Raw genomic sequence first — 24,356 nt, 5'->3', positions numbered from 1 at the left:
GGCAGAGCAGCGGATTCCCCCGACTTACCAAAAATAGCGCGTGTTGGGAGTTCGAATCTCTCCACCCCTGCCACATTCAAGGCTCTAGCAGAAATGCTAGAGCTTTTTCTTTTGTAGCTAGGAACGAGCAGCGGATTCCGCCACTACCAAAGACGCGCGTGTTGGGAGCTGAATCTCTCCACCCCTGCCACATTCAAGGATCTAGCAGAAATGCTAGAGCTTTTTCTTTTGTAGCTAGGAGCGAGCAGCGGATTCCGCCACTACCAAAGACGCGCGTGTTAGAAGTTCGAATCTCTCCACCCCTGCCATATTTAAGGCTCTAGTCGAAAGACTAGGGCCTTTTTCATTTCACTGTTTACTGATTTCCCTAATTACCAAGCAACACATTTCAGGGATTTCTATCTTCTAGAGCATATGGCATATGAATAGTCATCTCATATCGACAGCGAGTCCCAGCTACAAGAGCAGAGCATCTGCCCCTATATTTCCCTAATCGCTTAAGTCGTATAGGCCAGTACTCTTTTAGATTGAGCAGTAATGAATGAGATATTTCTTAAGCCAACTCCAAATTGTTGCATCCAATTTATCGTGGCTTGCCAAAACTTGCTCTCTTGTTGAGAATTATTACTAATAGTTTGTTACATTTTGCAGACGCATCACTAAAAGTTATCAGTATATGGAAATTTCTCGTCGTCGCTTCCTGCAATCCTCACTCGCCATTTCGGCGCTCAGTATTTTGCCCGCTTGCTCAGTCAATCGTTCAACCGATCCTGAGGGGCGTTATGTCTACGATATAACGGCTGAACCTGCTACTGCAGAATTGGTGCCTGGTTATCAAACCCAAGTGCTTGGATTCAATGGACAGATTCCAGCCCCAACGATTCGTTGTCGTCAAGGTGAGCCTGTCATCATAAGATTCACTAATAAGCTTTCAGAGCCTACTACCATCCATTGGCATGGCCTGAGAATACCGATTGAAATGGATGGTGTTCCATTCCTTAGCCAGCCTCCCATCATGCCAGGTGAGACCTTCAGCTATGAATTTACACCACCTGATGCCGGCACATTCTGGTACCACCCGCACATGAACAGTGTTAAGCAGCTTGGAATGGGGTTGGTTGGACTGATCATTGTCGAGGAAAGTCAGCCTGTTATCTTCGATGAAGAACACGAGTTGATGCTCAAGCACTGGCACCTCGATAAAAAAGGCCAGTGGAAAGACTTAATGATCCCGCGTATGAGTGCGCGAATGGGCACCCCTGGGGAGTGGAGCAGTGTGAATGGAATACATGAGCCTATTTACCAACTCAAGACCAGAGCAACGACACGGTTACGAATCGCCAACGTCGACAATACCATTACCTACCCGATTGTAGTGGAAGGTGCTGAGGCATGGGTCATTGCTATTGATGGTAACCCCGTAAAAACGCCCTATAAGCTATCTCAGCATAAAGTTGGCCCAGGAATGAGGGTAGATGTAGGTCTTATTGCTCCTCAAGCTGGTGAGCGTGTCTATGTTCGTCAAATGAAGGGACGTTTCCCATTTCCTTTGTGTGAATTCGAAGTTGTCGAATCCTCTTTGCCTGAGTCTCAACCGTTGCCCAAGTTACCATTGAATCCAGTGCCTCAGCTTGATTTGGCTAATGCTGAGGAAATTGACTTTGTTTTTGAGTGGGAGGGAGCGGTTACTCCAACGAGTAAAGATGGCAAAGCTATGCCCAAGTTCTGGTTAACCAATAAGAGAGCGTGGGAAGGCATGAGTAAAGATAACATCCCGGCTCCGTTGGCGACGCTCGAGTACGGTAAAACTTATATATTTGATTTGAAGAACGTTACCCAATATCACCACCCAATTCATATTCATGGTCATACATTCACTGTTCTGGAAATGGACGGTAAAAAGATTGCTGAACCGTTCCATACCGATACCGTACTACTAGGCAAAAACGGCAGAGCCAAAGCGGCGTTTGTTGCCGATAATCCAGGGCGCTGGATGTATCACTGCCACGTCATTGAACACATGAAAACCGGACTAATGGGTTACATCGAGGTAAAGTGACTCCTGTAACTTTTTAAATCTCAAAATTAATTTGAGATAATGTGTTGCGATTTTGATTCGAAAATAGCCTTGTTCCAGATACAATACGGCAGAATGTTACAGGAGGAACCATGGGACAACTTTCTATACTTGGATTTATCGCATTGGGTGGTGCCTTTGGTGCATGCTCGCGATACTTAGTTTCGGAGTTTTGTGCGGTATTGCTCGGGCGAGGTTTCCCCTATGGTACGCTCACGGTCAACGTTGTGGGTTCATTTATTATGGGCTTGTTGATTGCCGCATTTGAAAATGAAGTGTTGGCCACCGAACCATGGCGTCAAATCATCGGCCTAGGCTTCCTTGGCGCGCTGACCACCTTCTCAACCTTTTCCATGGACAATGTACTTCTTATGCAGCAAGGTGCATTTTTCAAGATGGGGCTAAATGTACTGCTCAATGTTGTCTTGAGTATATCGGCGGCTTGGATAGGCTTTCAAATGCTGATCAAAAGCTAATACTTGATAAAATTGTTCTAAAAATAAACAACTCGGCTTGGTTTCACCAGGCCGTTTTTATATACTGATTTTACTTGTCGGAGTGCCATAAGGCTGAGACCGTTAATTCGGGATCCGTTGAACCTGATCAGGCTAACACCTGCGAAGGGAACAAGAGACGATACCTACACCAGAATTCTCTCTGGGTGCATCTATCAAATAGTCGAAGTTGTTTCGGTGATCATTAGTTAACACTCTAGTCGCATCACCTGTATTTTGACTCCTCTTGTCGCATCTATCCGCCAAGCATTTTTATCCAAAATCTTTTTATCTAGAATAACAAAGCAAGGAAAAATGCTATGTCGAGTCGCAAGCAAGCGAGACTGGAAGCAAAACAGTTCATTGATTCTCTTTCTGTACAACCGTACCCTAATTCTCACAAAGTATACGTTGAGGGTTCACGCCCTGACATTCGTGTCCCGATGCGCGAAATATCTCTCGCAGATAGTTTGATTGGGGGCACCAAAGACTCTCCAATTTTTGAGCCAAATGAGCCAGTACGTGTCTATGATACTTCAGGCGTCTATACCGATCCTACGCATAAAATAGACCTGTACAGTGGATTACCTAAACTGAGAGATGAATGGATAGAAGAACGTAGCGATACAGAAGTACTCGATGATGTCAGCTCTGTATACACCAAGCAGCGATTGAAAGATGAAACGCTCGATGAGCTTCGATATGGCAACTTGCCACGCATCCGCCGTGCGAAAGATGGCCAATGCGTTACTCAGCTGCACTATGCCCGCAAAGGCATTATCACACCTGAGATGGAGTACATTGCATTACGCGAAAATATGGGCCGCGTAAAGTATCGCGATCAGGTTCTCAATCAGCAGCACCTTGGGCAAAGTTTTGGTGCCAATCTTCCCGACGAAATCAGCGCTGAATTCGTGCGAAAAGAAGTCGCCGAGGGTCGTGCCATTATCCCTTCAAACATCAATCACCCAGAATCTGAGCCTATGATCATTGGCCGTAACTTTCTTGTGAAGGTAAACGCCAACATTGGTAACTCCTCTGTGACCTCATCAATTGAGGAAGAAGTTGAAAAGCTGGTTTGGTCGACACGTTGGGGGGGCGACACAGTGATGGACTTGTCTACTGGTCGTAATATTCACGAGACTCGCGAATGGATTCTGCGTAATAGCCCTGTCCCAATTGGTACAGTACCTATGTATCAAGCATTGGAGAAAGTGAACGGCGTTGCTGAAAACCTCAATTGGGAGGTGATGCGCGACACTTTAATTGAGCAAGCGGAGCAGGGCGTCGATTACTTTACTATCCATGCGGGCTTACTCCTTCGCTATGTACCTATGACAGCCAAACGCGTGACAGGCATTGTTTCACGCGGTGGATCTATCATTGCTAAATGGTGTCTTGCTCATCATCAGGAAAGCTTCCTCTATACCAACTTCCGCGAGATCTGTGAAATCTGTGCTAAATACGATGTGGCGCTATCGCTTGGTGATGGCCTGCGCCCTGGCTCTGTCGCCGATGCAAATGATGAAGCCCAGTTTGCAGAATTACGCACCCTTGGAGAGCTTACAAAGATCGCATGGGAGTATGATGTTCAGGTGATCATTGAAGGCCCAGGACATGTGCCAATGCATATGATTAAAGAGAACATGGAAGAGCAGCTAGAGCATTGCCATGAAGCCCCTTTCTATACGCTCGGCCCTCTAACCACAGATATTGCTCCGGGCTATGACCACATTACATCAGGTATTGGTGCGGCGATGATCGGTTGGTACGGGTGTGCAATGCTGTGTTATGTGACCCCAAAAGAACACTTAGGCCTGCCTAATAAAGAAGACGTAAAAACTGGGCTGATTACCTATAAACTTGCCGCGCACGCTGCCGACTTAGCTAAAGGGCACCCAGGAGCACAAGTGCGCGATAATGCACTATCAAAAGCACGATTTGAGTTCCGTTGGGAAGACCAGTTTAACCTTGCGCTCGATCCTGATACTGCACGTGCTTTCCATGATGAAACCCTGCCTCAAGAATCGGGTAAAGTCGCCCATTTCTGCTCTATGTGTGGTCCAAAATTCTGCTCAATGAAGATCTCACAAGAGGTGCGTGAATACGCCAAAGATACTGAGCAAGTAGCAGCGGACCAAGCGATCAGTGTCAAAATGTTGGATGATCCACTTGAAGGTATGCGTCAGAAATCGAAGGAGTTTCGTGACACGGGCTCAGAGCTTTACCATCCCGCTGCTACGGCTGTAACGGAGGAGTAATGGCAAAGATCCTTATTCCGACAGCGTTAGCTGATGTCAAACCTGAAATTGAGAAATGCTTACAGCTGGCCAAGGAAAAAGGCTTCGAGATACAAAACATTGAGCTGGGCGTCAGTCCAGCTCAAACAGTTCAAATATCTCATGGCTCAGAATGGACAAAGTTGGCTACAGATTTAGTGGAGTCCGTTGTGGTGGGCCATGAATGTACGTACTTTATCGAGTATTGCTCTGGGATCACTATCAAGCCATCTAGGTCCATAATAGCTTCATCTCACGCTTACATTGATGTCTTGGATGTAAATCAGGTACTAGATATCTGGCTAGACCCTAGTCGTGATCAAGTATGTGCGTTAGCGAGTTCAGTCAATCAATCAGAGTTTGATCGTAAACGTCACTTTGCATGGGTTGTTACCCTCATCAGCTTGGCATTTACACTTGAAGATGCTCTTACACTTGCACGAGCCATGGTGAATGTTTCACGTGAAACATGGGCAGAGAACATTATCGATTTTCCATCCCCTGTTCTCGAACATTACCGACTAGGAATTAGCGCTGGCTGGATTAAATCAGGTAACCAATTGGCATTTCCATCCGTATCTAAATGTGATTTAGGGCTTTACCCAGTTGTTGATAGCGTTGAATGGGTCAAGAAGCTTTTAGAAAGTGGTGTCAAAACTGTTCAGTTGAGAATTAAAGACCCACTGGCAAATGATTTGGAGCAACAAGTTAAAGATGCGGTTGCACTTGGTCGTCGACATGATGCTCAGGTTTTTATCAATGATCACTGGCGCCTAGCAATTAAACATCAGGCTTATGGTGTTCATCTAGGTCAAGAGGATATTGAGGAAAGCAACTTAGCTGAATTAGCTAAAGCCAATTTGCGTCTAGGGTTATCGACCCACGGTTATTATGAGTTGCTTCGAGTTGCACAGACTAATCCAAGTTATCTAGCTTTGGGTCATATTTTTCCCACCCAGACGAAACAAATCGCAACCAACCCTCAAGGGCTAGTGAAACTGGCACTCTATCAAAAGCTGGTTAATACCATGCCTTATCTAAATTCGACAGGCATACCTACCGTCGCGATTGGTGGCATTACTCAATCCAATGCGCGTTCAGTTTGGAGTTGTGGGGTTACTAGCTTGGCGCTGGTGAGTGCTATCACTAACGCGCCATCACTGGAGCATGCGATTGAATTCTTTACTCAGTTAACAGCCGAAGAGCGGAGAAACATTAGTGTTGATGTTTTGAAGGAGGTTTCTGCATGCTAAGTGACCAAGATTTCCTACGTTACCAAAGGCAGATTTCTCTGCCGGAAATTGGCGAGTATGGGCAGGAAAATATTACTCAATCGCATGTTTTGATTATTGGCTGTGGCGGATTAGGCAGTGCAGCGAGTCTGTATTTAGCTGCAGCTGGAGTAGGGCGAATGGTGTTGGTCGATGATGATGATGTTGATTCTAGTAATCTACAACGTCAAATTGTCTATCGTGAGGACAATCTCGGTAAAGCCAAAACAGAGGCCATACGCCAACAGTTAAACCAGCTGAATGCAGGTGTGCAGATACGCACCATTGGCAAGCGGTTAGAGGCACCTCAATTAGCATTAGAAGTGATGTTAGCGGATGTGGTTTTAGATTGTACCGACAATATTCAAACGCGTCAGTTGATTAACTTAGTTTGCTATCAACAAAGTAAGCCGCTTGTTTCCGCGGCCGCTATTGGTTGGCAAGGACAATTTGCTGTCTTCGATTATTCATCGAACAAGGAGTCTGGATGTTATAGATGTCTCTACCCCTTTGATGAGCTAACCAAACCAAGCAAATGCAGTGAAAATGGAATCATGGGTCCTGTCGTCGGCACCTTAGGCAACTATCAAGCCTTAGCGACATTACAGAAATTGGCATTAGGACATTTTGATTTTCCGATTGGCCAATTGCACCTATTCAATGGACTAAAACTTAATTGGCAAGTGATGACGATTACACGCGACCGGCAGTGTTCTGTGTGCAGTCAATAACAACCAAACTACATAATTAAGAAGTGAAGCAATGAGCGAAATACACATAATCATCAATGAACAATCTCAGCGTGTCAACGCAGGTGCAAGCCTAAAAAATATCATTCAACAGTTCTCACTGCCTGAAGTTGGATGCGTTTTTGCCATTAACAATACCGTTGTGCCGCGCAGTGATTGGCCAACCACTTGCCTGAATGAAGGCGATGCGATTTCACTTTTTCAAGCCATTGCTGGAGGCTAACAACGATGCTTAAGATTGCAGATAGAGAATTCAAATCACGACTGTTTACGGGCACTGGAAAGTTCGCCAACAAATTTCTGATGGAACAGGCGATTAAGGTGTCGGGATCACAACTGGCGACCATGGCTTTGAAGCGTGTTGATATACACGATCAACAAGATGATATTCTTCAGCCTTTAATTGAAGCAGGAGTGCATTTATTGCCTAACACTTCGGGAGCAAAAAATGCCAAAGATGCAGTATTTGCCGCGCACTTAGCAAGAGAGGCTCTGGGTACCAATTGGCTCAAACTTGAGATTCATCCAGACCCTAAGTATCTAATGCCTGATCCGATAGAAACGCTATCTGCAGCGGAGCAACTGGTCAAAGATGGGTTTACGGTACTGCCTTACTGTCATGCTGATCCTGTTTTATGCAAGCGATTGGAAGAGGTAGGGTGTGCAGCAGTGATGCCTTTAGGAGCTCCAATTGGCTCAAATAAGGGCATAGCATCGCATGATTTTCTTGAGATTATTATTGACCAAGCTAACGTTCCTGTTGTTGTTGATGCTGGTATTGGCGCACCTTCCCATGCTGCGCGCGCGATGGAAATGGGTGCTGACGCCGTATTGGTCAATACTGCGATTGCTGCCGCAGCCGACCCGGTTACGATGGCGATTGCATTTAAAATGGCCGTTGAATCTGGGCGAATGGCGTATGAAGCCGGTTTAGCGGGTCAGGTCTCTCATGCGGTGGCATCAAGTCCGTTGACGTCTTTTCTCGATGAACTGTAGTTAAAGTAGGTATTGAGAATGACTTTTGTTGAACAATTCAAAAATCTGAGTTGGGATGACATTTCGATGTCAATTTATGCCAAGACAGCTAAGGATGTTGAGCGAGCGCTAGCGAAACCCAAACGAGATCTGGAAGATTTCAAGGCGCTACTATCACCAGCAGCTGAACCCTACTTGGAGCAAATGGCACAGCTGTCTTACGCATTAACTAGAAAGCGATTTGGTAATACGCTGTCATTGTACATTCCCCTATACTTATCGAATTTGTGCGCAAATGCTTGTACCTATTGTGGCTTTTCAATGGAGAATCGTATTAAACGGCGAACATTGGATAAGGATGAAATCCAAGCCGAGGTGGAAGCCATTAAACGCATGAAGTTTGATAGCGTTCTCCTAGTCACTGGTGAGCATGAAACTAAAGTCGGGATGAATTATTTCCGTGAGATGTTGCCCGTCATAAAAGAGAAATTTAATTATTTAGCGATGGAAGTGCAGCCGCTTGAACAAGATCAGTACGCAGAACTCAAAACACTAGGTCTCGATGCTGTCATGGTGTATCAGGAAACTTATCACCCTTCGACGTATGCGGAACATCATTTGCGTGGCAACAAAACGGATTTTGAATATCGCTTGGAAACTCCGGATCGGTTAGCAAAAGCAGGTATTGATAAGATAGGAATCGGTGCATTAATTGGGCTAGAAGAATGGCGAACTGACTGCTTTTATGTAGCTGCGCATCTCGATTATCTTGAACGCACCTATTGGCAAACTCGATACTCGATCTCTTTTCCGCGTTTAAGGCCTTGCGAGGGTGCGCTTCAACCTAAGTCAGTGATGACAGACAAACAACTAGTACAGCTTATTTGTGCATTCCGCTTACTGAATCCTGAAGTTGAACTGTCATTGTCTACTCGCGAGTCACCGGAATTTAGAGACAATGTTTTGCCGCTTGGTGTTACGTCAATGTCCGCCGCATCGAAGACTCAACCCGGTGGCTATGCGAATGGAGAAGCAGAATTAGAGCAGTTTGAGATAAGTGATGAAAGAAGCGCTGGTTCAGTAGAGGCAATGATTAGAGCGAAAGGGTTTGACCCTGTTTGGAAAGACTGGCACTCAGCTTACTCTGGGTGAATCGTAAAAGCTGATATGTTTCACGTGAAACATCAATAGAAGCTCTCCAATGGAGAGCTTTTTATTTCCTGAAATAGCGATCAGCTATGTGCTATTGGTTGAGTTGCTTTTTCCAACCAAGTTTTAACATCACCTTGTACTAATGGGCTGATATCGTTCCAGACTTTTTGGTGATACTCATTTACCCAATTCAATTCTGGCTTAGTCAACATGTCGACATTGATGTTTCTAGTATCAATCGGACAACGAGTGAGAGACTCGAAACAAAGGACTGGGAAATCGCCGTTAGTTTTTGCTTCTACGACCAGTTCAAGGTTTTCGATACGAATACCAAAAGCATCAGCGCGGTAATAACCTGGTTCGTTTGAAAGCACCATGCCTTCGACTAAAGGAACATCAATCTGTCGCTTCGATATACTGGCAGGGCCTTCATGGACATTGAGGAAGTGGCCCACACCATGGCCTGTGCCATGGTCATAATCAAATCCCTCAGCCCACAAATGCTGGCGTGCTAAAGTGTCAATCTGATAACCACGTGTGCCTTTCGGGAAGCGTGCGCGAGCAACACCAATATGACCTTTCAGTGCAAGTGTGAATTGCTTAATCATTTCGTCACTTGGTTGACCAATAGCGATTGTACGGGTGATGTCTGTGGTGCCATCGAGGTATTGACCGCCAGAGTCGACCAAGTAAAGTGTATTGAGTTCTAGCTTACCAGGTTCAGGCTGATTCTCATGATTGTAGTGACACATGGCTGCGTTTCCGCCTGCTGCGGAAATCGTATCAAAGCTAAGATCCATCAAGGTTGGATCTTGTCTACGGAATGATTCCAGCTTGTCTGACAAAGTAGCTTCATCATGCAGTCTTTCATTTGCTACTTCATCATCTAACCAACACAAAAACTGACTCATCGCCACGCCATCACGAATATGACACGCTTTCATACCAGCAATTTCAACAGCATTTTTCGCTGCTTTTGGCATAAGACAAGGATCGGCAGCACTTACAACGTTAGCACCACTATTCTGAAGTACCAATTTAAACCATGCGTTGCTTGTTGCTGGATCGACTAAGACACTTTTTCCTGACAAAGCTTCGAGGCGCGTTTGTAGGGCTTCTGGGTGATGCACACTTACGCCTTCACCTACGTGTTGAGCGAAACCTTCAGGTAAGCGAGTAGGGTCTAGGAAATATTCCAAAGTTGAATCTTCATGGAGAATGACATGTGATAACAAAACAGGAAGACGAGATACATCTAAACCGCGCACGTTGAGCAGCCAGCAGACTGAATCCAAAGCGGTTATTACCGCGCTATCGGCGCCTGCCTGAGCGACCAACTGGGCAATCTCTTTTCGCTTAGACTCACATGATTGCCCCACTGCTTCTGTCGCCATCAGACGTACGTCTGAAACGACGGGAGCAGGGCGATCATGCCAAAGTTCGTCGATAGGGTTACTAGCAAGTACTTTTAGTTCCAGTGAACCTGCAAGCTTTGATTGTGCCATCGTTAGCCAAGCGGAATTGTGCATTCTTGGGTCAATCGCGACCGTTTGGCCTTGAGAAAGCTGGCTTTTCACCCAGTCCAAAGCTGGCTCTTCGATCAAGTGACGGTACTCGAATAGATCGGCTGGTACTTCTTTGGTCACCTGAACGGTGTAGCGGCCATCGACAAACATTGCTGCTTTGTCTTGTGTAATTACTGCAGCACCCGCAGAACCAGTAAAGCCCGTCAACCAGTGCAAGCGTTCGTTATGAACGGGCACATATTCGCCTAGGTACTCATCTTCATGAGGGATGAGCAACGCATCAATATTGTGCTGAACCAGCCATTCACGAATGGCCGCCAAACGTTGTTCAGTAGTGGTAAGCATCTATTAATCCTTTATCATTTATTCACGCGTCCTTTCAAAAAAGCGGACGATGTGGCAATAAGCTACTCCTTTTACCATCAGCCTGCAAATCATCTCAATGCAGTGGTTTTATCCGTAATTATTCGACGTAACCAAGACAACGCAGGATCATTTTCTCTGTCTCGATGCCAGAACAAGGTGTAGGCCATCGGAGGGAATTCCAGTGGTAGAGGCAATACGGTGAGGCCTAGTTGCTTAGACGATAGCTTCACGAAATGACTAGGTGCAGTGAAGATGAAATCGGTATAGGAACAGAGGCTGGCTGCGCTATTAAAGTCTGGCACCGTGATGGCGATATCGCGCTCTTTACCTATGTCTGCGAGTCTGTAATCCAATAACCAGCGATCATTACCATCACAGCGAACTTGAACGTGCCTTTGTTCAAGATAAGTATCGAGATTCCAGCTACCTGAGAGAATCGGGTGGTTGTGGCGCAACAGACACATCTGATTGTCTCGATATATTTCTTGCTCACAAATATCGTTGGGCGGCAACATGGTCAGCTTAGCATCATTGATATCGATGTCTTTTCCTGTGATACCAAGATCAATTTCACCACGTTGAATCTGCTTAAAGGTTTGGTCTGCCCAAGAATGTGTGCTGATAGTGACGCCTGGTGCACGCTTAAAAATCTCAGGTAAGAAATGGGGTAGGATTAACGGATACACACTTTCTACAGCGGCAATTTGGAACTTGTGATCACTCGAGTCTGGTGCGAATTGTTCTGGTTGAGTGATTTGTTCTAAATGGTTAATCAGGCTATCCAGTTTGGGCTTGAGGAACAGTGTTTTTGGTGTCGGCTTTAATCCATGAGCGTGGCGAACAAAAAGCGGATCTTCAAACTGTATGCGTAACTTGGCGAGGCTTTTACTGACCGCCGATTGGCTTAAGCACAAACGGTGGGCGGCTCGAGTTACATTAAGTTCTTCAGCAAGTACTTTGAGGCAGACTAAAAGGTTGAGGTCGAGACGGGCGAGTTTTTCTATATGCACATGAAATTCCTTAAGGGAATATCTTTAATGATAAAGCGTCATTGGATGTCATATCTAGACTAGCTTACACTGCAAACAATTTCATCAATTCTATGCGGGAGTCTTCTTCGTGCAAACTGCTTCTCAACAAAATCACGGTAAAATGCAAATGGTGTTGCTCACCTTGTTGGTGCTATTCAGCCCCTTGGCAATTGATATCTATCTGCCTGCTTTACCTCAGATTTCTCAGGCGTTTCACGTGGAACACGCACTTGCGCAAGATACGATTACATGGTTTTTGTTCGCTATGGGTGTTGGTCAATTATTTGCTGGCCCACTAGCTGACAAGATAGGACGTCGAACTGTTGCATTGGGTGGTATTAGTATCTACGCATTGAGTGCCTTATTGGCGTGGGGTGCTCAAAATATTGAATGGATGCTAGCTGCTAGGCTGCTGCAAGGCTTAGGTGCGTGTGCGACATCAGTGGCAGCTTTTGCAACAGTTCGCGATATTTTTGGACCACAAAAAAGTGGCAAGATGATCAGTTACTTGAATGGCGCTATTTGTTTTATTCCGGCATTAGCTCCAATTCTTGGCAGTTGGCTTACTCAACAGTTTGGTTGGCGCTCTAACTTCTCGTTCATGGCTGGCTTTGCCATACTCGCATTTATTGTGATGTGTATGGGTATGAAAGAGACCAATCCGGCACCCAGCAAAGAGCCCGTATTTCGTCTCAGCCGCTATCTAGCGGTCGTTAAAACACCTTCATTCTTATTCCACGCATCACTCTGTATGTTGGCGATGTCTGTCATTCTAGCTTATGTTACCTCGGCACCTGTTGTTCTTATGGAAAAACAGGGGCTCACCATGAATGAATTTACCATGTGGTTTGGTATCAATGCGGTGATCAATATCGTCACTTGCATGACGGCACCTAAGTTTATGGAAAAATATGGAACACATAGAACATTGATCGTGGGCATCATGACGCTTGGTTTCGGTGGTATCGCAATGCTGGCCCTAGCTGAGATACAGACAGCCTTAGCGTTTATGTTACCAATCTTCTTGTCTTCGATTGGATTTGCTTTGGTTTTAGGTGCTGCAGCAGGTAAAGCCTTGGCGCCATTTGGCGACAAGGCTGGAACTGCAGCCGCTTTATTGGGCTTGTTCCAGATGAGTGGTTCTGGATTAGTGGTTGGGACAGTACAGCGACTGGGAATGGAGCCTCAAGTCATGATTGCTGTGCAGATGTTGATTATTGTTCCAGGTATTTTTGTACTGATGAGTAAAGCGGGTAAAAAATGGCATACAGCAACGGCGTAAGTTTGGCCTAATTGCTTTGAACAACTAAAAAAACATTGTATATTTGAGCTTCACTTCTAATAACTATTTTGGATACTAAACCTCGATGTCGATGACAACTTATGAAATGGCTCGTGTACTTGAACAACTGGAAGATGCTCCTGAAAAAGTGATGTTTGGGAAACTGTTAAACGAGCTAGGCAATCAAAGTGGCGAGCGTATTCGCAGTGCGGCGAAGCAAGTTCCACTTCATATGTTGCGTGATATTGTATATCAGTTTCAGCAAGTGGTTGATGACCGAAAAGAGGAAGAGATTGCTTCAATTGCAAAAAATATTGCAGAGCAAGGTATTTCGGCAGAAGAACTGAAGAAATATTTCGAATCCAAATAGCAAAAGGCTCGCATCATGCGGGCCTTTTGTTTATGGATTGACGTTACGGTTGATAGGATTCTGCAGAGAAATTAAGGTTTCAGTTGATTGCACTTCGTCAATAGCCTGCAGTTTATCAATCAGAACATACTGTAGTTCTTCAATCGAACGACACATCAATTTTACGAAGATGTTATAAGCCCCAGTAGTGTAATAAGCCTCAACCACTTCTTCCAAAGCATTGAGTTTTTCAAGCGCCGAATGGTAGTCACGTGCAGCATTGAGGTTAATGCCGATAAAGCAACATACATCGTAGCCCAGCTTTTTGGTATCAACGATGACTTCTGTGCCTTGTATGATGTTTGCCGCCTTCATTTTTTCGATACGCACATGAATAGTCGCTGGGCTGACTTCGAACTTTTTTGCCATTTCCGCATAGGCGGTTTTGGCATTTTCCATTAGTGTTTTTAAGATCGCTCGGTCAAGCTCGTCGAGCTTGGTATGCTGAGTTTGCATCTTTATTCCTACTTAACGCTATGTATGTGTTCAAAATATCAACAAGAGTGATAATATTAAAGTAATTGTTAACCTCATCTGAGAGCTATTTTAGTGCGCTTTTGCCTGATTCTTCTAGCCGTATTTTCGACAGTCCTTTCACATGCACATGCGACAGACAAAGATGTACTAATTGTTCATTCTTATCATCAAGGTTTCTTTTGGACTGACGCTTTTCAGCATGGCCTTGAAGACGTGTTATCAGGGGAAGATATCACCACGCGAGTGGTGTATCTAGATTCGAAACGACTACAAAACCCTGCATACTTGGAGCAGCTTTATAAGCTCTATCAAACCAAATTTTCTCAAGAAACCTTTGCTGCTATCGTTGTCAGCGACAATAATGCCCTCAATCTCATCCAACGGCTCGCCCCTGAAGTGGGTAATACTCCAGTGATATTTGGAGGCATCAACAACTACAGCCCACAAATGCACTCGCAGCTCAGAGCTACGGGCGTCATTGAAGATATTGATATTTACAGCAACGTTAACTTGATTGAGCGTATTCAACCGAAAGTAGAGAAGATTTATGTCGTTAGTGACTACTCGGTGACAGGAGAAGCAGTGAGGTTACAAGTTGAACGCTTTCTCGCTCTCAATAATCAATATCAGCATATGGTTGAGCAGTTAGTGCCTGAAAGCTATGAGCAACTAATTGATTTTTCTTCCAACCTAGATGCTACCAGTAGTGTGTTGTTTTGGGTGTATTACCGAGATAAGCAAGGTCGGATTGCGACAGATAAAAATTGGAAGAGGTTCAATCAGGTATCCAAGTCTCCTATCTATATGGTGCATGACCTCGGGCTTGGCAATGGGGCTGTAGGTGGCGTTATTTTAAATGGCCGGACACAGGGGCAACAAACAGCTAAGCAACTTCTCAAAGTACTCAAGGCGAATAGTGGAGTATTACCCAAAGTAGAAGTGGGTGCTCCTGAAATAAAACTCGATTATCAAGCTGTTGTTAAATGGGGGTTGGGTATCGATGGTGAGGTAGCAACAACCTTGTTCAACAAACCTCAGTCTTTTGCTATTCGGTATCAGAAAGAACTTAAAGTGATTGGCAGTCTAGTCGTCTTTCTTTCTCTCGTTATTCTGGTCTTGATTTATTACTTGAGCCGATTGAAAAAAAGTGAGGCTCTGGCCAAAGAGAGCCAGACGCTTATTGAGATGGTGTTTGACCAGAGCTATCACTTCATCGGTTTACTTGATGGACAAGGTCGAACTATTTCAAGCAACAGTAAGTTGCAGGATCTTCTTTATCATCAGGACTTCAGTATAGACAGACCTATTTGGCAGCATCAGCATTGGGAAGACCAAGCGGTTGACAAACTGAAGCGTTATTTTAACGGCCACCAGAAAAACCAAAATACTCAATTTGAAGCGGAAATTTGGCATCCAGAGCAGGGAGCAATGGTGCTTGAAGTATCTTTAAAACCTTTACCAGAGACAGGTCAAGGCGCTGAATATCTTCTAGAAGCGCGTGAGATAACTTCTAGGAAGATAACTGAGGCTCGACTCTACCAGCGAGAAGTTAACCTCAGCCATTACTACGACCAGCAACCTGTGATGATGATTACACTTGATGAGCACAATCGCATCCAACAGGTAAATCAGTTTGCGGAGCAGCTATTGGGTTTTTCATCCGATAAAGTGCTTGGCCATCAACTGAGTGAATTTTATCTGCATACCGATGCGATTATTCCTCGTCAGGTATTGTTACAGCCCAAGCAAGCAATGCGTGGAGTGTGGCGGCGTGAAATTGAGTACCGCCATGCCGATGACAAACCAGTATGGATTCGAGAGAATATTCGTCCACTTATCGAATCAGGACATTTACTGATTGTGGGTGAGGACATTACAGAAACCAAGAAGCTAGCAGAGCAGCTAGAATATCAGGCGCGCCATGACTTGCTGACTGGTACGTTTAATCGCAACCATTTCGAAATGGAGCTAGCGAAATCGCTGCTGGAGGTAGAAAGCTACACACGTACTCATGCGATGTTGTATTTGGATCTCGACCAACTCAAAGTTCTCAATGACACAGCAGGCCACGAGGCAGGCGATACCGCCATTCAGTTCTGTGCCAGTATGTTGGAAGAAGTGCTACCTTATAACGCCATTTTGGCGCGTATGGGCGGAGACGAGTTCGCTGTGTTACTCAAAGACTGTACCGAGCGTGATGCCAAAAATGTTGCCAATACCATTGTGATGACGCTTGGTGAGCAGCCTTTTGTCTGGGACGACATTCGTCTCAACATGACTTGCTCGATAGGCATACGTTTGATCGATCATACTGCGGACTCTCCGCAAATGGTTCATGCTCAGGCTGATACGGCTTGTCATGCTGCCAAAGAGGAAGGGCGCAACCGCTATAACCTCTACTGTCAGGATGATGCAGATTTACGTCGACGTGAACAGGAAATGGAATGTGTCAGCTTAGTACATAAAGCGCTGGCGAATGATCGGATTGAATTGTTTGCTCAGCAGATCATCGCTTTGAACCAAGACGATACACTAATGCACTTTGAGATCCTGATCCGTATTCGCAATGCCGAAGGGGAATACATTTCGCCGGGTATCTTTATGCCAGCGTCAGAGCGTTACAATATTGCTCAATTGTTAGATAAACAGGTGGTCACTCAAACGTTAGACTGGCTAGCTGCCAATCCCGTGGCGTTAGCGCATCTTGGCATGTGTTCTATCAACTTATCTGGCCATTCGATGGGAAATAAGGAGTTTATTGCCTTCTTGTTGGATAAGCTTCAGTACAGTTCTGTTCCGTGCGAGAAAATCTGTCTTGAAATCACAGAAACAGCGGCAATGAGCAACATGAACCAGGCTATCGATCTGTTTTCTCAGTTCAAGCAATTGGGTTGCAAAATTGCACTCGATGACTTTGGTTCTGGCCTCTCTTCGTTTGGTTATCTCAAAAAACTGCCAGTAGATATCGTGAAAATTGATGGCTTGTTTGTACGCGACATTGATGTCAATGAAGTTGATCACCTAATGGTCCGTTCAATCAATGATTTAGCTAAACAGATGGGTAAAAAAACCGTTGCTGAATTCGTCGAGAACAATCGTATCATTGATCTGCTGGTGGAATTGGGTGTGGATTACGCACAAGGTTATGTTATTGGTAAGCCTAAGCCACTAGAAGCGCTAGTAGCAGAGCTATTGAACAACAAGCGTAGTGTCGAATAGCAAAATCCATTACACTGGCGGCCCGACAACATGACCCCCAATGGAGCCCATCGTGCAGTTACAACTCATTAGTGAAGACCCGAACCGAAATGAGCAACTGAATCAGTTGGCTCAACGCTGGGGGCTATCACATGATGAACAAAGCGCTTTTGCGTTGGTTCTGACTGCGGAACGTTTAGAGCTGCGTAAAGTCGATGAGCCTAAGTTGGGCGCTATCTGCGTCGATTTAGCGGGTGGAGCAGTGGCTCATAGGCGCAAGTTTGGTGGTGGAAAAGGGCAGGCGATTGCAAAAGCCGCTGGTTTGAATAAAGGTGTGATTCCTACAGTACTTGATGGCACAGCAGGGTTGGGGCGTGATGCGTTTGTACTCGCTTCACTAGGGTGTAAAGTGCAAATGGTAGAACGCCATCCTGTTGTGGCTGCATTGCTTGATGATGGCCTTGAACGTGCGAAACAGGACCCAGAAATTGGAGACTGGGTCAGTGAGCGAATGTCATTACTTCATGCCTCTAGCCATAATGCCCTAGAATCTCTGGCTAACGACGCTGAGTTTGCTAAACCTGATGTGGTGTATTTAGACCCTATGTACCCACATCCAGAAGGTAAAAAGAAAAGTGCGCTAGTTAAAAAAGAAATGCGAGTGTTTCAGTCTTTAGTAGGTGCCGATCTGGATGCTGATAAGCTGTTAGAACCTGCGTTAGCCCTTGCGAGTAAAAGGGTGGTGGTTAAGAGACCTGACTACGCAGAGTGGCTGAATGGGCAAAAGCCCGCGATGGCAATTGAGACGAAAAAAAATCGTTTTGACGTTTATGTGAATGCATCAATGACTTAGCACTCAATCGTATTTGACAGCGTTATTTAGTGCTTGCTTATTCGTCACCATGCAGGTATATCATACTAAGAATTATTCGTATTCTTAGCTGGAGTAGTAGCATGGCTAAACGACTTTGTAAGATGAATCGTAAGCAAATAGCTGATGGATTGAATGAAATCCATCGTTTGGTGGTTGCACCTAAGTTTGTCTGTCGTTCTTGTGTTCGTTCTTCAGCAGATAAAGCCTCTTTGTGCAAACCTGCAGCCATTCCTCCTCAGCAGTGCCAGAACAAACCTATAGAGCAACAACGCGCCTGTGGTCTGTTAGCGGAAGCCTTGCCTTCGCAAGATACTCAAATAAGTCAACTTTCTGAACAGAAGTCCCAAGCAGTTCGCCGAGTCCTTGAACGGGTCAAAGAGAAGGCTCAGCCTAAGGTATCTACCGCAGCCAAAACCACTGCCGACGAGCTGACACTGGATTTGTCCGATAAGAAAGCGATTAAGAAGGCCAAGAAAGCGCTGAAGAAACAGTATAAACAGCAGAAGAAGCTCTTAAAGCTAGTTAAGAAGCAACATAAATTGCAAAAGCACGAGGCTCGAATCAAGGCTCAACTCAGTAAGAAACCTGCTCTGAGTTTGTCGCCTGAGCAGTTTGAACCCGCATCGACGTCCAATATGCATTGATAAAAAAAACGCTCTCCAGTTGGAGAGCGTTTTTTTATTCGCTTACCGAGTGATAACTTTGGGCAACTTTGCGTTTGACCCATGTTTCGTTAATCCACAACGACAGCATGATGATCGTACCACCAATTGATAGGCGGACGAGATCAACATCTCGGTTCCAAATCACTATGTTGACGATCAGTCCTGCAGGAACCAGTGCGTTGTTCATGACCGCGAGAGCACCAGCGTTAACCATAGTCGCTCCTTTGTTCCAGGCAAAGTAGCCAAAACCTGAAGCAATCAGTCCAAGGTAAATCAGGATGCCCCATTGCGTGTTGGTAGTCGGCATCTTTTCGATGTTGCCCATTAACGCGAAAGCCACCAAGGCAACACACAGAGCGCCTAGGTAGAAATAACCAAAAATTGTATGCTGCGGCAATTCAACCGGTTGTTTCTCCATCAAATATTTGTAGCCTACCTGACCAATGGCAAAGCAGACATTAGCACCTTGAACGACAAGGAAACCAAGAATGAAGTTTTCATTAATACCTGCGAACTTAATAAACGCAGCGCCAGCGACAGCAATGACGGCGGTGACCAAATACCAAGGAGAAAAGCGATGTTTAAGTAAATCGTAAATTAGGGTCACGTAGATCGGTGTGAAAATGGTGAAAAGTAGAACTTCTGGCACGGAGAGCAAAAGAAAAGACTGGTAGTAGAAGCAATACATTAAGCCAAGCTGGAAACCACCCACGGTCATCAGCTTAATGATCAAAGATTTATCGACACCCCTAAACTTGAGGAATGGAAGAAATACCAAACTCGCCAGCGCAATGCGCATCAGTACAGAAAACCAAGAATCGACCTGACCAGCGAGATAAACGCCAATTAGGCTAAACGAGAACGCCCACAAAAGGGTGACTGCAGATAGATAACCCATAATTAATACTCATTATCAATAACTGCTCTGCAGTCTATACGAAAACGATGCTGCGATCAGTCTTTAAGTGGCACGACCAACATGTCAACCGGAGAGCAATTGATCAATTGTCGGGTTGACGAGAGCAGTTTGCTCCAGAAATCCTGATGATGACCACATACCACCATGTCGATATTGAACTCTCGGATCGTATCGCACAATTCATTACTCAAATCACCGCTACCCACCAGCGTATGTTTGATCGGATAGTTGGCGTGCTCGGCAAAGTTTTTCAACTGTTGTTGAGATGCTTCAATTGCTTGATGCTGGGTTTCAGCCAAGTTGATATCAATCAAGCCAGTGTATAGTTCTGCGTAGTTGACATCGATATGAATGAAAGAGACATCGGCGCCGAGAGGTTTGGCAAGGGCTACCGCTTTATCGACTAAGGTTTTGCTGTCTTCGGACAGGTCGATGGCAACTAAAATATGCTGATAACTCATAGTGCTATCTCCATTTAAGTATCTAATCAAAGGTTAGCATTAAGGTCAGAATATTTTTGTCGCAGTGATCTCAGATCCACATTCATTCGTCAAAGTGTTATGGTGAGCTAATGATATAGTTCATAAAAGTTTATCGAGTTAATTAGGAGTGATAAATGCTTTCACAGGCAATGGTTGATCAATTGAATGAGCAAATTAATCTCGAATTTTTCTCATCCAATCTATACTTACAGATGAGTGCTTGGTGTGAAGACAACGGTTTCGAGGGTGCTGCTGAGTTTTTACGTACACACGCCGTAGAAGAAATGGAGCACATGCAGCGACTATTCACTTATGTGAGCGAGACTGGCGCGATGCCAATTCTAGGTGCGATCGATGCACCAAAACATGAATTCGGCAGCTTAGGCGATGTTTTCCGTGAAACCTATGAGCATGAGCAGATGATAACTCAGAAAATCAATACGCTTGCTCACCTAGCTTTTACGTCCCAAGATTACTCTACTTTCAACTTCTTGCAGTGGTACGTCGCTGAGCAGCACGAGGAAGAGAAGTTGTTCAAAGGGATTTTAGATAAGCTAGAGTTGGTTGGTGAAGACGGCAAAGCGCTGTTCTTTATCGACAAAGACCTAGCCGCTCTAGCGAAAGAAGGTTCATCTTCTATCATGGATGCCTCTGCTGAATAAACTTCAGCGAAAGACGCGCTAAATCGATCGTCTTTTTCTTCTGGGCTGAGGGTAGAAGAGTAGGGAGGAAAAGATGATCAATGCTGATACTATTTTATTCACGCTTATGTTGATAACGCTGGTAAACATGCTCAGATATTTGACTGCACTGCGTTCTCTTATTTATATCATGCGTGAAGCCCACCCGCTGCTCTATCAGCAAGTTGATGGGAATGGTTTCTTCACCACTCATGGCAATGTCTCTAAACAAGTGCGCTTGTTTCATTACCTGAAGAGTAGAGAATATCACCATCATCATGACGAAGTGTTTACCGGCAAGTGCGAGCGAGTCAGAGAACTCTTTATTCTTTCTACTTCACTACTCGGCGTCACTTTGTTTGCAGCGTTCATCTTATAATTGGTGAATTGGCAAGCGTTCCATTTATCGATAGAATAGCGTCGAAACTGGCTAAGGATGTGCTAAATGCACATCCTTTTTTATTGGATTTTGGTTGAGAAAAGGTCATGGCGGAAAAGTTTGATGTCGTCGTCATCGGTGCAGGTGCGGCAGGATTAATGTGTGCTGCAGAAGCGGGCAAGCGTGGGCGGAAAGTCCTCGTGCTGGATCACGCTAAAAAACCGGGCCGCAAGATTATTATCTCGGGTGGTGGGCGTTGTAATTTCACTAACTACGATGTATCGGCCAAAAACTACCTGTGCAGTAATCCGCATTTCGTCAAATCGGCGCTTGCCCAGTACACCAACTGGGACTTTATTTCGATGATCTACAAACATGAAATTCAGTTTGAAGAACGCGATCATGGTCAGCTGTTCTGTGTCGGTGATTGCGACTCTAAAGACATAGTCAAAATGCTGTTGGCCGAGTGTGATTTACCAACCGTCGAACAACGTTATCGTCAAGATATTCACCATATTGAAAAAACGGACACGGGCTTTGAGCTGCACGCCAATACCGATGTGATTGAATGTCAGTCCTTGGTCGTGGCGACTGGCGGATTGTCGATGCCAAAACTGGGTGCCACGCCCTTTGGCTACAAAGTGGCAGAGCAGTTTGGTCTGCCTGTGCTGCCGACAACGGCGGGCTTGGTACCATTTACCTTACACAAAGAGGATAAAGAGGACTTTGCCGAGCTGTCTGGTATTGCAATTCCTGTCGAAATCACCACGCAAAACAATACCACTTTCAAAGAAGCTTTATTGTTTACTCACCGAGGGTTATCTGGTCCGTCTGTCTTACAGGTTTCGTCCTACTGGAAGCCTGGCGAAGCGGTAACCGTGAATCTAGTGCCGGAAGTAGATCTAGATACCTTGCTGAATCGTTCTCTGGAAAAGCACCCAAACCAAAGCCTGAAAAACACCTTGGCCAAAGTCTTGCCAAAGCGTCTGGTTGAAGTGTTGATTGAGCGTAACGTGCTGATCGATTTGCCACTTAAGCAATTCGGTATCAATCAGTTGAAGCAGATTATTCAGCAATTAGAAAACTGGACCATCGCGCCCAACGGCACGGAGGGGTACCGCACTGCGGAAGTAACGCTAGGTGGTGTTGATACCGATCACCTGTCTTCAAAAACGATGGAGTGTAAGGAGATAAAAGGCCTGTATTTCATCGGTGAAGTCATGGATGTGACAGGCTGGCTGGGAGGTTATAACTTCCAGTGGTGTTGGAGTTCAGGTTTTGTAGCTGGCCAGTGGGTATAAATCCCTACTAAAAAAACGGAAGAGCGGGGAACTCTTCCGTTTGTGTTTCGGGCTACAGGCAAGTTATTTAGCAGGAGTGATGGTCAGTTGAGCATCACCAAAGCCAAGTGCCTCAAGTTCTTGTGCGTCAAAGTTGGTTGTGACTTCTATATCACCGATATGTTCACTAACCAGAGCTTCCGCAGAGCGTTTGACGCGGCTGCTTTGTGCTGCGTTGCCAATCGGTGTGGCTTGACCGATTTCGATCGTGCCAGCAAATTGAGATTCCGCGTAGAAATCGCCGGAAACATGAGAGTAAAACGGACGTAGGCTTGCTCCAGTCGCGTACTGCATATTACCTAAGCCATTTTCATTGATGGCCCAGCTCCAATCCCACCATTTGACTTCACCTGGGATATAACGGTGATCCCATTGATAACGAATATCGGCCGAGTTCTCGCTACCGCGTCCCATTGTAAAGGTGTGAGCTTTGTATGGGCGGTTGTCTGGGTGAGAATGCCAAGCGTTGCCACCCCAGCGCAAGAAGCCATTAAATTCGACGTCGTAGCTTATATCCGCGCCAAAGCGATATGGATAAGAGATGCTAGAGCGATAGAGCTCGACACGAATTGGAATTTCCGAGTTCGCGGGAACCGTAGGTCTTGCCTGAAGCGTTACCTGTTCGCTGCTGGAACCACCATTGGTATTAGCGAAACTTTGGTTGGCTTCTAGGGTAATGGTTAGCTTGGTATCGCCGACCAAAGGCCATTTAAACGTGTTTTCTGTCGATACTTTCTGAGCAAAGCCATAGCTATTGGTTTTTGACCAATTGGTTGACTCATCGACTTTAAGATCCACGACCACCTGTTGCGGGATGTTACTGTGGTTGCGAGCCATCGCCGTCACGGTTTTCACTAGCTGGCGATCAGACTCGGTTACGGTTCCATGCCAGAAATCGCTGTCATTGAGGGTATAGGCAAAGTTATCGACAGTGATTTTGGTTTTCTCATCGCAGCGATAGCCGTTACATGAGCCGCCATTGTTGCCTTGAATCACCCATCCGTTGCCTTCACGTCTGACATCCATATCTTCGCCGACATATTGGCTATGATTGCCCCCAACCCAAGCATAACCAAGGTAATGAGCGAGGTAGCTCAAAGGGCGAACAAAATTAGAGTGGTTGGTCACCAGCTCATACTGAATGTCCAATTCGTCACCTTCTGGAATGGACTTTGAGGCGTAGCTTGGAATTTCAGACAAAGCATCGTCAGGGTAGCACCAAGTACTGCCATTGGGATTATCCTGCTTAATTTGACCATGATAGCCAGGTCCCATGATCACCCAATTGTCTTTTAAACCAGCGATTTGCCACTGACCCATTCGAGAAACAATGTAGTCCTTTTGTTCGGATGCTTCGAAGCGGTCAATCGGGCGGTAGCCAGAACGGCAGACATCTTCACCCAGTTGGTCAAGTACTAACTGGTCAGGATAAATCTTAGCTTGTACCCCAGCAGACAGGACGGAAAGAACCGCAGCTGATAACACATGTTTTTTCACCGTAGACATAGACGTTTCCTTTCGTAACTTTTCTTAGTTTTATGATGTTGTGTTGTCATTGTTGGCTGCTTGTTAAAAGCAACAGGTTTACCTTTCCATAGTCATATTATTTACAGTACTGAAAAGAGTTGAATTTTATTACCATTAAAATTCAATAACTTGTATTGTTTGTTTTGTTTATTATGTGCAAGTTAAGTCTGGGTTGTGTGCTGATTGTGATCTTGCTTCGATGAG

At 45.2% G+C, this 24,356-nt stretch carries 22 protein-coding genes and 1 riboswitch; of the genes, 16 read left to right on the top strand and 6 right to left on the bottom strand.

The features are described from left to right. Positions 1 to 676: 676 nt before the first annotated feature. The 8 genes from TW84_RS20955 (at position 677) to thiH (ending at position 8,997) form a co-directional block, all read left to right on the top strand. Complete coding sequence (locus TW84_RS20955; RefSeq protein ID WP_045977567.1) at positions 677 to 2,059, top strand: multicopper oxidase family protein; 1,383 nt, start codon at positions 677 to 679, stop codon at positions 2,057 to 2,059. Positions 2,060 to 2,169: 110 nt separating this feature from the next. Next, on the top strand, positions 2,170 to 2,553 hold the full coding sequence (gene crcB, locus TW84_RS20950; RefSeq protein ID WP_045977566.1) for a fluoride efflux transporter CrcB: 384 nt from the start codon (positions 2,170 to 2,172) through the stop codon (positions 2,551 to 2,553). Positions 2,554 to 2,621: 68 nt separating this feature from the next. Further along, positions 2,622 to 2,720: riboswitch (TPP riboswitch) on the top strand. Positions 2,721 to 2,891: 171 nt separating this feature from the next. After that, positions 2,892 to 4,832: a phosphomethylpyrimidine synthase ThiC gene (gene thiC, locus TW84_RS20945; RefSeq protein WP_045977565.1), complete on the top strand. Its 1,941-nt coding sequence runs from the start codon at positions 2,892 to 2,894 to the stop codon at positions 4,830 to 4,832. Then, a complete protein-coding gene (locus TW84_RS20940; RefSeq protein WP_045977564.1) occupies positions 4,832 to 6,103 on the top strand; it encodes a thiamine phosphate synthase in 1,272 nt (423 codons plus the stop codon). The genes thiC and TW84_RS20940 overlap by 1 nt, the downstream gene beginning before the upstream one ends. After that, positions 6,097 to 6,852, top strand: coding sequence for a HesA/MoeB/ThiF family protein (locus TW84_RS20935; RefSeq protein WP_045977563.1), 756 nt, complete (start codon positions 6,097 to 6,099; stop codon positions 6,850 to 6,852). The genes TW84_RS20940 and TW84_RS20935 overlap by 7 nt, the downstream gene beginning before the upstream one ends. 31 nt (positions 6,853 to 6,883) lie before the next feature. Further along, positions 6,884 to 7,093: a sulfur carrier protein ThiS gene (gene thiS, locus TW84_RS20930; RefSeq protein ID WP_045977562.1), complete on the top strand. Its 210-nt coding sequence runs from the start codon at positions 6,884 to 6,886 to the stop codon at positions 7,091 to 7,093. A 5-nt stretch (positions 7,094 to 7,098) separates the two neighbouring features. Continuing rightward, entirely contained in the window at positions 7,099 to 7,866 is a 768-nt protein-coding gene (locus tag TW84_RS20925; protein WP_045977561.1) for a thiazole synthase, read from the top strand. An 18-nt stretch (positions 7,867 to 7,884) separates the two neighbouring features. Beyond that, positions 7,885 to 8,997 carry a 2-iminoacetate synthase ThiH gene (thiH, locus tag TW84_RS20920; RefSeq protein ID WP_045977560.1) on the top strand — a complete coding sequence of 371 codons (1,113 nt, stop codon included), beginning with the start codon at positions 7,885 to 7,887 and terminating at the stop codon, positions 8,995 to 8,997. A gap of 80 nt (positions 8,998 to 9,077) precedes the next feature. On the opposite strand, the gene TW84_RS20915 is transcribed toward thiH, so the two are convergent. Next, positions 9,078 to 10,868 carry an aminopeptidase P family protein gene (locus TW84_RS20915; protein WP_045977559.1) on the bottom strand — a complete coding sequence of 597 codons (1,791 nt, stop codon included), beginning with the start codon at positions 10,866 to 10,868 and terminating at the stop codon, positions 9,078 to 9,080. An 89-nt stretch (positions 10,869 to 10,957) separates the two neighbouring features. Next, entirely contained in the window at positions 10,958 to 11,899 is a 942-nt protein-coding gene (locus tag TW84_RS20910) for a LysR family transcriptional regulator (protein ID WP_045977558.1), read from the bottom strand. 109 nt (positions 11,900 to 12,008) lie between these two features. On the opposite strand from TW84_RS20910, the gene TW84_RS20905 reads away from it, so the two are divergent. Continuing rightward, positions 12,009 to 13,202, top strand: a complete 1,194-nt coding sequence (locus TW84_RS20905) for a multidrug effflux MFS transporter (RefSeq protein WP_045977557.1) — start codon at positions 12,009 to 12,011, stop codon at positions 13,200 to 13,202. A gap of 85 nt (positions 13,203 to 13,287) precedes the next feature. Continuing rightward, positions 13,288 to 13,572, top strand: a complete 285-nt coding sequence (tsrA, locus tag TW84_RS20900) for an H-NS-like global regulator TsrA (protein ID WP_045977556.1) — start codon at positions 13,288 to 13,290, stop codon at positions 13,570 to 13,572. Between the two features lie 30 nt (positions 13,573 to 13,602). Here tsrA and asnC read toward each other — a convergent pair whose 3' ends face one another. Next, positions 13,603 to 14,067 (bottom strand): transcriptional regulator AsnC, encoded by a 465-nt coding sequence (asnC, locus tag TW84_RS20895; RefSeq protein WP_045977555.1) that lies wholly within the window; start codon positions 14,065 to 14,067, stop codon positions 13,603 to 13,605. Positions 14,068 to 14,160: 93 nt separating this feature from the next. Here asnC and TW84_RS20890 point away from each other — a divergent pair, with 93 nt between their 5' ends. The 3 genes from TW84_RS20890 (at position 14,161) to TW84_RS20880 (ending at position 18,804) form a co-directional block, all read left to right on the top strand. Then, positions 14,161 to 17,307: a bifunctional diguanylate cyclase/phosphodiesterase gene (locus TW84_RS20890; protein WP_045977554.1), complete on the top strand. Its 3,147-nt coding sequence runs from the start codon at positions 14,161 to 14,163 to the stop codon at positions 17,305 to 17,307. A gap of 52 nt (positions 17,308 to 17,359) precedes the next feature. Further along, a complete protein-coding gene (locus TW84_RS20885; RefSeq protein ID WP_045977553.1) occupies positions 17,360 to 18,139 on the top strand; it encodes a class I SAM-dependent methyltransferase in 780 nt (259 codons plus the stop codon). Between the two features lie 101 nt (positions 18,140 to 18,240). Next, positions 18,241 to 18,804, top strand: coding sequence for a hypothetical protein (locus tag TW84_RS20880; protein WP_045977552.1), 564 nt, complete (start codon positions 18,241 to 18,243; stop codon positions 18,802 to 18,804). A gap of 34 nt (positions 18,805 to 18,838) precedes the next feature. On the opposite strand, the gene TW84_RS20875 is transcribed toward TW84_RS20880, so the two are convergent. Together TW84_RS20875 and uspA are read right to left on the bottom strand one after the other, a co-directional pair. Next, positions 18,839 to 19,723, bottom strand: coding sequence for a carboxylate/amino acid/amine transporter (locus TW84_RS20875; RefSeq protein ID WP_045977551.1), 885 nt, complete (start codon positions 19,721 to 19,723; stop codon positions 18,839 to 18,841). A gap of 56 nt (positions 19,724 to 19,779) precedes the next feature. Continuing rightward, positions 19,780 to 20,205 (bottom strand): universal stress protein UspA, encoded by a 426-nt coding sequence (gene uspA / locus TW84_RS20870; RefSeq protein WP_045977550.1) that lies wholly within the window; start codon positions 20,203 to 20,205, stop codon positions 19,780 to 19,782. Between the two features lie 155 nt (positions 20,206 to 20,360). On the opposite strand from uspA, the gene ftnA reads away from it, so the two are divergent. From ftnA to TW84_RS20855, 3 genes are all read left to right on the top strand, one after another. Further along, complete coding sequence (ftnA, locus tag TW84_RS20865) at positions 20,361 to 20,888, top strand: non-heme ferritin (RefSeq protein ID WP_045977549.1); 528 nt, start codon at positions 20,361 to 20,363, stop codon at positions 20,886 to 20,888. 73 nt (positions 20,889 to 20,961) lie between these two features. Beyond that, the gene (gene uspB, locus TW84_RS20860) at positions 20,962 to 21,285 is read left to right on the top strand and encodes a universal stress protein UspB (protein ID WP_045977548.1); all 324 of its coding nucleotides are present in this window, start codon (positions 20,962 to 20,964) and stop codon (positions 21,283 to 21,285) included. A 107-nt stretch (positions 21,286 to 21,392) separates the two neighbouring features. Further along, complete coding sequence (locus TW84_RS20855) at positions 21,393 to 22,586, top strand: BaiN/RdsA family NAD(P)/FAD-dependent oxidoreductase (protein WP_045977547.1); 1,194 nt, start codon at positions 21,393 to 21,395, stop codon at positions 22,584 to 22,586. A 63-nt stretch (positions 22,587 to 22,649) separates the two neighbouring features. Here TW84_RS20855 and TW84_RS20850 read toward each other — a convergent pair whose 3' ends face one another. Beyond that, positions 22,650 to 24,131: an aerolysin family beta-barrel pore-forming toxin gene (locus tag TW84_RS20850; RefSeq protein ID WP_045977546.1), complete on the bottom strand. Its 1,482-nt coding sequence runs from the start codon at positions 24,129 to 24,131 to the stop codon at positions 22,650 to 22,652. Between the last annotated feature and the right edge of the window lie 225 nt (positions 24,132 to 24,356).

The sequence above is a fragment of the Vibrio neptunius genome (genome assembly GCF_000967495.1).
GTDB classification, from domain to species: domain Bacteria; phylum Pseudomonadota; class Gammaproteobacteria; order Enterobacterales; family Vibrionaceae; genus Vibrio; species Vibrio neptunius.
The sequence above is the reverse complement of the archived record's forward strand: the minus strand, read 5'-3'. Positions and strand labels throughout refer to the sequence as shown.

What these genes read in the sequence shown, in the direction of transcription:
- TW84_RS20855 (WP_045977547.1), top strand. Translation starts at nt 21,393, where the DNA reads ATGGCGGAAAAGTTTGATGTCGTCGTCATCGGTGCAGGTGCGGCAGGA.
- thiS (WP_045977562.1), top strand. Translation starts at nt 6,884, where the DNA reads ATGAGCGAAATACACATAATCATCAATGAACAATCTCAGCGTGTCAAC.
- ftnA (WP_045977549.1), top strand. Translation starts at nt 20,361, where the DNA reads ATGCTTTCACAGGCAATGGTTGATCAATTGAATGAGCAAATTAATCTC.
- TW84_RS20880 (WP_045977552.1), top strand. Translation starts at nt 18,241, where the DNA reads ATGGCTAAACGACTTTGTAAGATGAATCGTAAGCAAATAGCTGATGGA.
- TW84_RS20875 (WP_045977551.1), bottom strand. Translation starts at nt 19,723, where the DNA reads ATGGGTTATCTATCTGCAGTCACCCTTTTGTGGGCGTTCTCGTTTAGC.
- crcB (WP_045977566.1), top strand. Translation starts at nt 2,170, where the DNA reads ATGGGACAACTTTCTATACTTGGATTTATCGCATTGGGTGGTGCCTTT.
- uspA (WP_045977550.1), bottom strand. Translation starts at nt 20,205, where the DNA reads ATGAGTTATCAGCATATTTTAGTTGCCATCGACCTGTCCGAAGACAGC.
- thiC (WP_045977565.1), top strand. Translation starts at nt 2,892, where the DNA reads ATGTCGAGTCGCAAGCAAGCGAGACTGGAAGCAAAACAGTTCATTGAT.
- tsrA (WP_045977556.1), top strand. Translation starts at nt 13,288, where the DNA reads ATGTCGATGACAACTTATGAAATGGCTCGTGTACTTGAACAACTGGAA.
- TW84_RS20850 (WP_045977546.1), bottom strand. Translation starts at nt 24,131, where the DNA reads ATGTCTACGGTGAAAAAACATGTGTTATCAGCTGCGGTTCTTTCCGTC.
- asnC (WP_045977555.1), bottom strand. Translation starts at nt 14,067, where the DNA reads ATGCAAACTCAGCATACCAAGCTCGACGAGCTTGACCGAGCGATCTTA.
- TW84_RS20955 (WP_045977567.1), top strand. Translation starts at nt 677, where the DNA reads ATGGAAATTTCTCGTCGTCGCTTCCTGCAATCCTCACTCGCCATTTCG.
- uspB (WP_045977548.1), top strand. Translation starts at nt 20,962, where the DNA reads ATGATCAATGCTGATACTATTTTATTCACGCTTATGTTGATAACGCTG.
- TW84_RS20915 (WP_045977559.1), bottom strand. Translation starts at nt 10,868, where the DNA reads ATGCTTACCACTACTGAACAACGTTTGGCGGCCATTCGTGAATGGCTG.
- TW84_RS20940 (WP_045977564.1), top strand. Translation starts at nt 4,832, where the DNA reads ATGGCAAAGATCCTTATTCCGACAGCGTTAGCTGATGTCAAACCTGAA.
- thiH (WP_045977560.1), top strand. Translation starts at nt 7,885, where the DNA reads ATGACTTTTGTTGAACAATTCAAAAATCTGAGTTGGGATGACATTTCG.
- TW84_RS20935 (WP_045977563.1), top strand. Translation starts at nt 6,097, where the DNA reads ATGCTAAGTGACCAAGATTTCCTACGTTACCAAAGGCAGATTTCTCTG.
- TW84_RS20925 (WP_045977561.1), top strand. Translation starts at nt 7,099, where the DNA reads ATGCTTAAGATTGCAGATAGAGAATTCAAATCACGACTGTTTACGGGC.